At 32.8% G+C, this 5,312-nt stretch carries 9 protein-coding genes and 1 pseudogene; 5 read left to right on the top strand and 5 right to left on the bottom strand.

Going from position 1 to position 5,312, the window contains the following annotated elements:
* Together BW939_RS15560 and BW939_RS15915 are read left to right on the top strand one after the other, a co-directional pair.
* Positions 1–303 (top strand): transposase (locus BW939_RS15560; RefSeq protein WP_228417269.1); only part of this gene is annotated, 303 nt, incomplete at its 5' end.
* Positions 304–517: 214 nt separating this feature from the next.
* On the top strand, positions 518–697 hold the full coding sequence (locus BW939_RS15915) for a hypothetical protein (protein ID WP_159439287.1): 180 nt from the start codon (positions 518–520) through the stop codon (positions 695–697).
* On the opposite strand, the gene BW939_RS15550 is transcribed toward BW939_RS15915, so the two are convergent.
* Positions 694–1,368: an SMI1/KNR4 family protein gene (locus BW939_RS15550; protein WP_076452922.1), complete on the bottom strand. Its 675-nt coding sequence runs from the start codon at positions 1,366–1,368 to the stop codon at positions 694–696. The genes BW939_RS15915 and BW939_RS15550 overlap by 4 nt on opposite strands.
* Before the next feature lie 199 nt (positions 1,369–1,567).
* Between BW939_RS15550 and BW939_RS15545 the strand changes: the two are divergent.
* Positions 1,568–2,128 (top strand): annotated as a pseudogene (locus BW939_RS15545) (IS91 family transposase); the annotation flags it as partial.
* 252 nt (positions 2,129–2,380) lie between these two features.
* On the opposite strand, the gene BW939_RS15540 reads toward BW939_RS15545, so the two are convergent.
* The 3 genes from BW939_RS15540 to BW939_RS15525 form a co-directional block, all read right to left on the bottom strand.
* On the bottom strand, positions 2,381–3,019 hold the full coding sequence (locus tag BW939_RS15540) for a DUF4919 domain-containing protein (RefSeq protein ID WP_076452921.1): 639 nt from the start codon (positions 3,017–3,019) through the stop codon (positions 2,381–2,383).
* A gap of 459 nt (positions 3,020–3,478) precedes the next feature.
* Positions 3,479–3,814, bottom strand: a complete 336-nt coding sequence (locus BW939_RS15530) for a helix-turn-helix domain-containing protein (RefSeq protein WP_076452919.1) — start codon at positions 3,812–3,814, stop codon at positions 3,479–3,481.
* Positions 3,804–4,154 carry a type II toxin-antitoxin system RelE/ParE family toxin gene (locus BW939_RS15525; protein WP_076452918.1) on the bottom strand — a complete coding sequence of 117 codons (351 nt, stop codon included), beginning with the start codon at positions 4,152–4,154 and terminating at the stop codon, positions 3,804–3,806. Before BW939_RS15525 ends, BW939_RS15530 begins: the two co-directional genes overlap by 11 nt.
* Before the next feature lie 350 nt (positions 4,155–4,504).
* Here BW939_RS15525 and BW939_RS15910 point away from each other — a divergent pair, with 350 nt between their 5' ends.
* A complete protein-coding gene (locus BW939_RS15910) occupies positions 4,505–4,654 on the top strand; it encodes a hypothetical protein (RefSeq protein WP_159439286.1) in 150 nt (49 codons plus the stop codon).
* A 76-nt stretch (positions 4,655–4,730) separates the two neighbouring features.
* A complete protein-coding gene (locus tag BW939_RS15520) occupies positions 4,731–5,135 on the top strand; it encodes a DUF6169 family protein (protein WP_076452917.1) in 405 nt (134 codons plus the stop codon).
* A 59-nt stretch (positions 5,136–5,194) separates the two neighbouring features.
* Here BW939_RS15520 and BW939_RS16205 read toward each other — a convergent pair whose 3' ends face one another.
* A complete protein-coding gene (locus BW939_RS16205; RefSeq protein WP_394333841.1) occupies positions 5,195–5,293 on the bottom strand; it encodes a hypothetical protein in 99 nt (32 codons plus the stop codon).
* Positions 5,294–5,312 lie beyond the last annotated feature (19 nt).

Below are 5,312 nucleotides of genomic sequence, written 5' to 3'. Positions count from 1 at the left end.
AATGGGCAATTGTACCGAAAAAGGCAGGAGATCAACGAGCATATCTTCGGAACCATCAAAAGGCAATGCGCTTACAATCACACGAATTTAACGGGTTTAGAGAAGGTAAATGGTGAACACAGCTTAATTATGCTGGTTTACAACATCAAACGTGCGATGAATATTCTGGGAGTTCCTGATTTAATTGCGAAATTGAAGAACTGGAAGTCACCTTACAAAAGGAACGTCTTGTTTTTGTTAATAACGAATCATTTTAAGCTGAAATCAGTCTTTGTTTTTGAAAAAGTATTATTGGTTGCTTAAAAATAAGGCGTCCTTAAAAGGCTTGTTTTACCTTGCAGCGTTGTAAAAATATGGCTTAAAGAGGAAGAAAGTGAGTTTTTTCACAGCCTGACGTCGCGCGGATTGGCGAAGTTTCATTTTTGTTGTAACGAAGTTACAAAAGAAAATGGAATTTTGCCAATCCGCAGATGTGTTGAAGGTCGCAGCGCAGCGGAGAACTTTGACACATCTGCGGATGAAATCCGCGCGACGATGTGCAAAAGGCGGAGCGGAGCGGAGACTTTTGCACATCGTTTTGGGGCTTGGCGAAGTGGGGGAATTAGAAGCACAAATGTTCGATTTAGCACAAATGTACAATAGAATTCCAAATGTTCAATTCTGCACTTCTGCCCCCATTTTGCCAAACCCTTGTTAGCGGCTGCTTTTATTTGTTTGCGTAATTTCATTTTCAAGTTTTCGTTTTGTCTCCAAGTAGGTTTTCAAGTCAATTTGTCCGCTGTTTTTATTATTTTCAAGTTCTTTAAGTTCATTATAAATTTCTGTTGCTCTTTTTTCATTTTCAGTGGGTTTTGGTCGTTGATAAAGTAAATCAAGTTCGTCTTCAATGTTTGTTGTCTTGCTTAAAACTTCTTCCAATGTAACACCAATAACAACTGAACTTTCATAGTCTAAGTCACCTGAACTAACTGCAACAATTTTTATGTCTATTAAATCTCTAAAGTCATAAGCATAAAATTTTCCACCACCATTAAAAGCAATTGGCAAAAAGTATGGTGTCCATTTTGGAAAACCGTAGGCGAAATAATAGTAGCGAATGTCTTGCAAGGAAAAATATCCAAATTCTCTGTCGCAGTTTATTATTCCACCACCATTTGAGTATTTTAAAAGCTCACGAAGTTCAATGGTCAAAGTTAGTTCTTTAGGAATTATTAGTTTATCGTTATCTAAAAATTCGGGATATAGCTTTTTAATGTCAGGATACAGTTTAACCTCTTCTTCGGTCAAATATTTAGAGAGGTAACTGTCTGTCGGAACTTCTATAAGTCCGTCTTGTCTGTCGAAAAAAGTAAATTTATTATACCACATTTTGTCGTGTTTGGTGTGTCTGTAAAGTTGCCGCTAACTCACAAATATACGCAAGTTTTCATAATGGGCAAAAAAAATTATTATTAAATTATTTCTCACATTATCAGTTGTTTATGCGGTTTATTTAATTGTAATTAATTAAATTTACATTAATAATATTTAAAATACGCAGATATAGATATTTAAAACACGCAACTGTATAAAAGCTTTAAGCACGGTTTTTCAGGCGAAGTTTTGCGAAAAAATAGGACAGGAAAGTCCGATTCAGTATGCAGAAATCCGAGAAAAATTATGGGAAAAGAACTGGGTTGTTTATGGCAAAAGACCATTTGGTGGCCCAAAACAGGTGATTGAATATTTGGGAAGATATACGCACAAAGTCGCCATCAGTAACCACAGAATCAAAGAAGTGACGGATAAAGAGGTTCGTTTCAGCTACAAAGATTATCGAAAAGGCGGTGAAAAAAAAGAAATGACCTTATCGAATACTGAATTTGCGCGCAGATTCAGTCTTCATATTTTGCCAAAAAGGTTCGTGAGAATCCGTCATTACGGGATTTTAAGCAGTTCATGGAAACGAGGCAAACTTCAGGATTTGCAAAGCACTTTAAAAATCCAAATTCCGGAAGCAAAACCCAAAACGTTGCTTAAAAAATGCCGGTGTTGCAAGGAGGGAAACCTCGTAACCATCGCACTTTTCGGACAACGAGGACCGCCACAGGATTTTCTTTTCGTAACCCCAACTTCATCTGCAAAATAACCATTGTGGGTAAGGGAAATTGTGTTCTGCCACAAAGAAAAACTGCAGAAAACCTCTTCTAAAGGCTACCAAACGCCACAAAAAAAGCAGTCCTTCTAAAAAACTGCTTTGTATATCAAAATTCTAAAAACGACAACTCCATAAGGTTACCAAGTGGGGAGGAAAAGCCACCGAAGGTTCCGTTCAACGGGCTTTCATTGTTGGCTTTTCAAGCCCAACGAAAGCTTAGTTATTAGCAGAAGTGTCTTTACATTAGAAATTTTCGATGCTCTCATAAACTTTGAAATATATTGCCTCATTTCCTTTGGAAAATCCATCTATTGTGCCGTCATTTTGCATAATCGAAGTTCTTTTGAATGTTCGAATGTTTTTTCCAAGTTTACCTGCTATTAAATATTCTTCTCCTACTGAATTCACTTTAAAAGCGGTTTCTTTTGTTTTACCATCTCCATTTTTCATTATACAATTTAATAATGTTTTTGATTGTAGGGAATAAAGAATATGATTTTTCGACTCTTTATCCTTTTTACGGTAGGCAATTTCCAAATATGTAAGAACTTCAGAATTTGTCGGATCCTTTTCTAAATATTTTTCACCAGAAATTATCGCTTTTTTCAAATTTCCTTGAGAAAAGTTTTTAGTGAAGTCAAAATAATCTGTGTCAAAAAAAGCAGTTTTATATTTTGAGAACTTTTTTCCATAATATAAATTTTTCACTTCTTCATCTGACATAGAAGTTGGGTCAAATTTAAATTTATACATAAGTTTTTCATAATATAAATTTGAATTTTCACTCTGAACATTAATTTTTATTGAGTCAAAGTTTATATTTTGACTAAATGCAAAAAGTGAGAATGTTACTAAAATTAATGTTAAATGTATTTTTTTCATGTTGTTGGTTTTGACATTTCTGCTAACGTCAGTCTGTGAAAAAACCTCCGTTTATTTTAATCAAAAATAGGTAAAAAATTTCAATATTTCGGGAGTGAATTCGTATATTTAATGATGTTACACGTCACTGGAATTGCCCGCAATCAAAGGGTTTTTACGAGTTTAGAAGATTCGATTTCTAAAGATAATCCGGTTCGCTTTATCGATGCTTTTGTGGAAAAGTAGCACAAGTGTTTTTTGGGAAAACGGTCGAATAAACTACAAAAGACAAGAGGTGCTACCAAATGCCACAAAAAAAGCAGTTCTTCTAAAAAACTGCTTTGTATATCTACATTCTAAAAACGACAACTCCATAAAATTACCCAGTGGGGAGGAAAAGCCACCGAAGGTTTCGTTCAACGGGCTTTCATTGTTGGCTTTTCAAGCCCAACGAATGCTTGGTTATTGGCAGAAGTAGTTTTACCCAGCAATTTTCACGTTGCTGTTTAAGATTTCTACGTTAAAATTCACTTTTGCTTTTAATGCGCTAAAAACTCTCAAAATTGTTTCAACTGTAACATTTGTTGTATTGTTTTCAAGTTTTGATATTTGAGCTCTTTGAACGCCGATTAATTTTCCAAGTTCTTCTTGTGTCATATTTCTTTCAAGACGGACTTTTTTAATTAAATCGCCAAGAATTTCTATTTGAAGTTCTTGCTCATAAAGTGTTCTTTTTACAGTTCCAACCTCGCCAATAAATTCATCTTTTATCTTGTCAAAAGAGAACATTTCTAATTCATTTTCTTTATTTTTCATTTCTCTTATTTTTAAGTTCAAAATATCTCAATCTTATGTTTTCTGCTTTTTCTATTTCTTTTTCAGGAGTTTTTCCTGTTTTCTTTATAATTCCGTGAGTTGCTAAAACTAAAGTTTCAACTTTCTCTGTTTTGTCCCAAAATGCAAAAATTCTAAAGTAAGTTTTGTTGTATAAAGTTCTAAACTCCCAAATTTCACCTTTCAGTTTTTTGAATAATTCATTATCATTTTTAATTTTTGATTTGTCTATGTTGAAAATTATTTTGTCTCGATTTTTTTCGTCTAATTCAAGTAGAAATTCCCTAGCTTCAGTCAAAAATATGACTTTAAATTTATCCATTCATTCCGTGTTGTTTCCATACAAAGATACAAACATAATTTAAATAGAATTAATTTTTTCGTTTTTTTAAGGAAAATGTTCTTTTGGAATTCTGAAATATTATTTCCACTAACGTCAATCTGTGAAAAAACCTCCGTTTATTTTAATCAAAAATAGGTAAATAATTTCAATAATTTGGGGCTTGAATTCGTATATTTAATGATGTAACACCTCACTGGGATTGCCTGCAATCAAATGGTTTTTAGGGGTTTAGAAGATTAGATTTTTGAAGATGATCCGGTTCGATTTATTAGTGCTTAAATTTAATTTAAGTATATTTTCTATCTTTGTGCTGTTATAATAAGAGCAAAATGAAAAAGATCGTAATAAACAGAGAAGTTGTGATTTCTTCGGTCGCTAAAATGGTTGCTGATAAGTCTGCTGTACGTTCCTTTTTGAAAGGCAAAACATCTATTGAAACTTTGACTCAAAAAGGGATTAAGTTCGCCAAGCCCATATAATTATCAATTTGACGAAATAGTACAATCTTATATTTTTACCACAGTTAATGGTATAGAATACAAGGTTGCTTTTATTTTGGATTATACATTCTCTGCAGTTTCCAATATTGAGATTGATGATATTTATCAATTAATTATTGGAAAAACTTCCGAGATCAAGGAACCTCTTGACCGCAATGTATCAGCGATAATTTGTGCGATTTTATCAACTTTCTTTGATAATGAAAGAAATACAATTCTTTATATTTGTGATGATGGTGATGAGAGAGCTGAAGTAAGATTCAGGAAATTTAATATCTGGTATACTGAGAGTGAATTAAAAGGTACTGTAACTAAAGTTGATAATGTAATTGTTAGTGAAAATATTGCAGGTTCTGCAAAAATATACTCGTCCTTATTATATCACAATGAAAACACAAATAAAGAAACAATATTAGATATTTATCATTCTATAGAACAAATTTTGAACGAAAAGCCCTAATTTTCTTCAAATTCCTAAGCCATTTCCTGTAACATCAATCTGTGAAAAAAAACCTCCGTTTATTTTTTTATAAATTTCAAGGTGTTTCCATCGGCAAATTTCAATATATAAACACCGTTCTTTAGGTTTTGAATTTCAATACTTTTCTTATCAGAGATTGTTCCTTTTGATATTTCT

Source organism: Chryseobacterium piscicola (assembly GCF_900156685.1).
Taxonomy (GTDB): domain Bacteria; phylum Bacteroidota; class Bacteroidia; order Flavobacteriales; family Weeksellaceae; genus Chryseobacterium; species Chryseobacterium piscicola.
Note: the sequence above shows the minus strand (reverse complement) of the source record. Positions and strands in the feature narration are given on the sequence as shown.

Coding starts and splice junctions, on each gene's coding strand:
- BW939_RS15915 (WP_159439287.1), top strand. CDS start 518: ATGAAATCCGCGCGACGATGTGCAAAAGGCGGAGCGGAGCGGAGACTT.
- BW939_RS15550 (WP_076452922.1), bottom strand. CDS start 1,368: ATGTGGTATAATAAATTTACTTTTTTCGACAGACAAGACGGACTTATA.
- BW939_RS15540 (WP_076452921.1), bottom strand. CDS start 3,019: ATGAAAAAAATACATTTAACATTAATTTTAGTAACATTCTCACTTTTT.
- BW939_RS15530 (WP_076452919.1), bottom strand. CDS start 3,814: ATGAAAAATAAAGAAAATGAATTAGAAATGTTCTCTTTTGACAAGATA.
- BW939_RS15525 (WP_076452918.1), bottom strand. CDS start 4,154: ATGGATAAATTTAAAGTCATATTTTTGACTGAAGCTAGGGAATTTCTA.
- BW939_RS15910 (WP_159439286.1), top strand. CDS start 4,505: ATGAAAAAGATCGTAATAAACAGAGAAGTTGTGATTTCTTCGGTCGCT.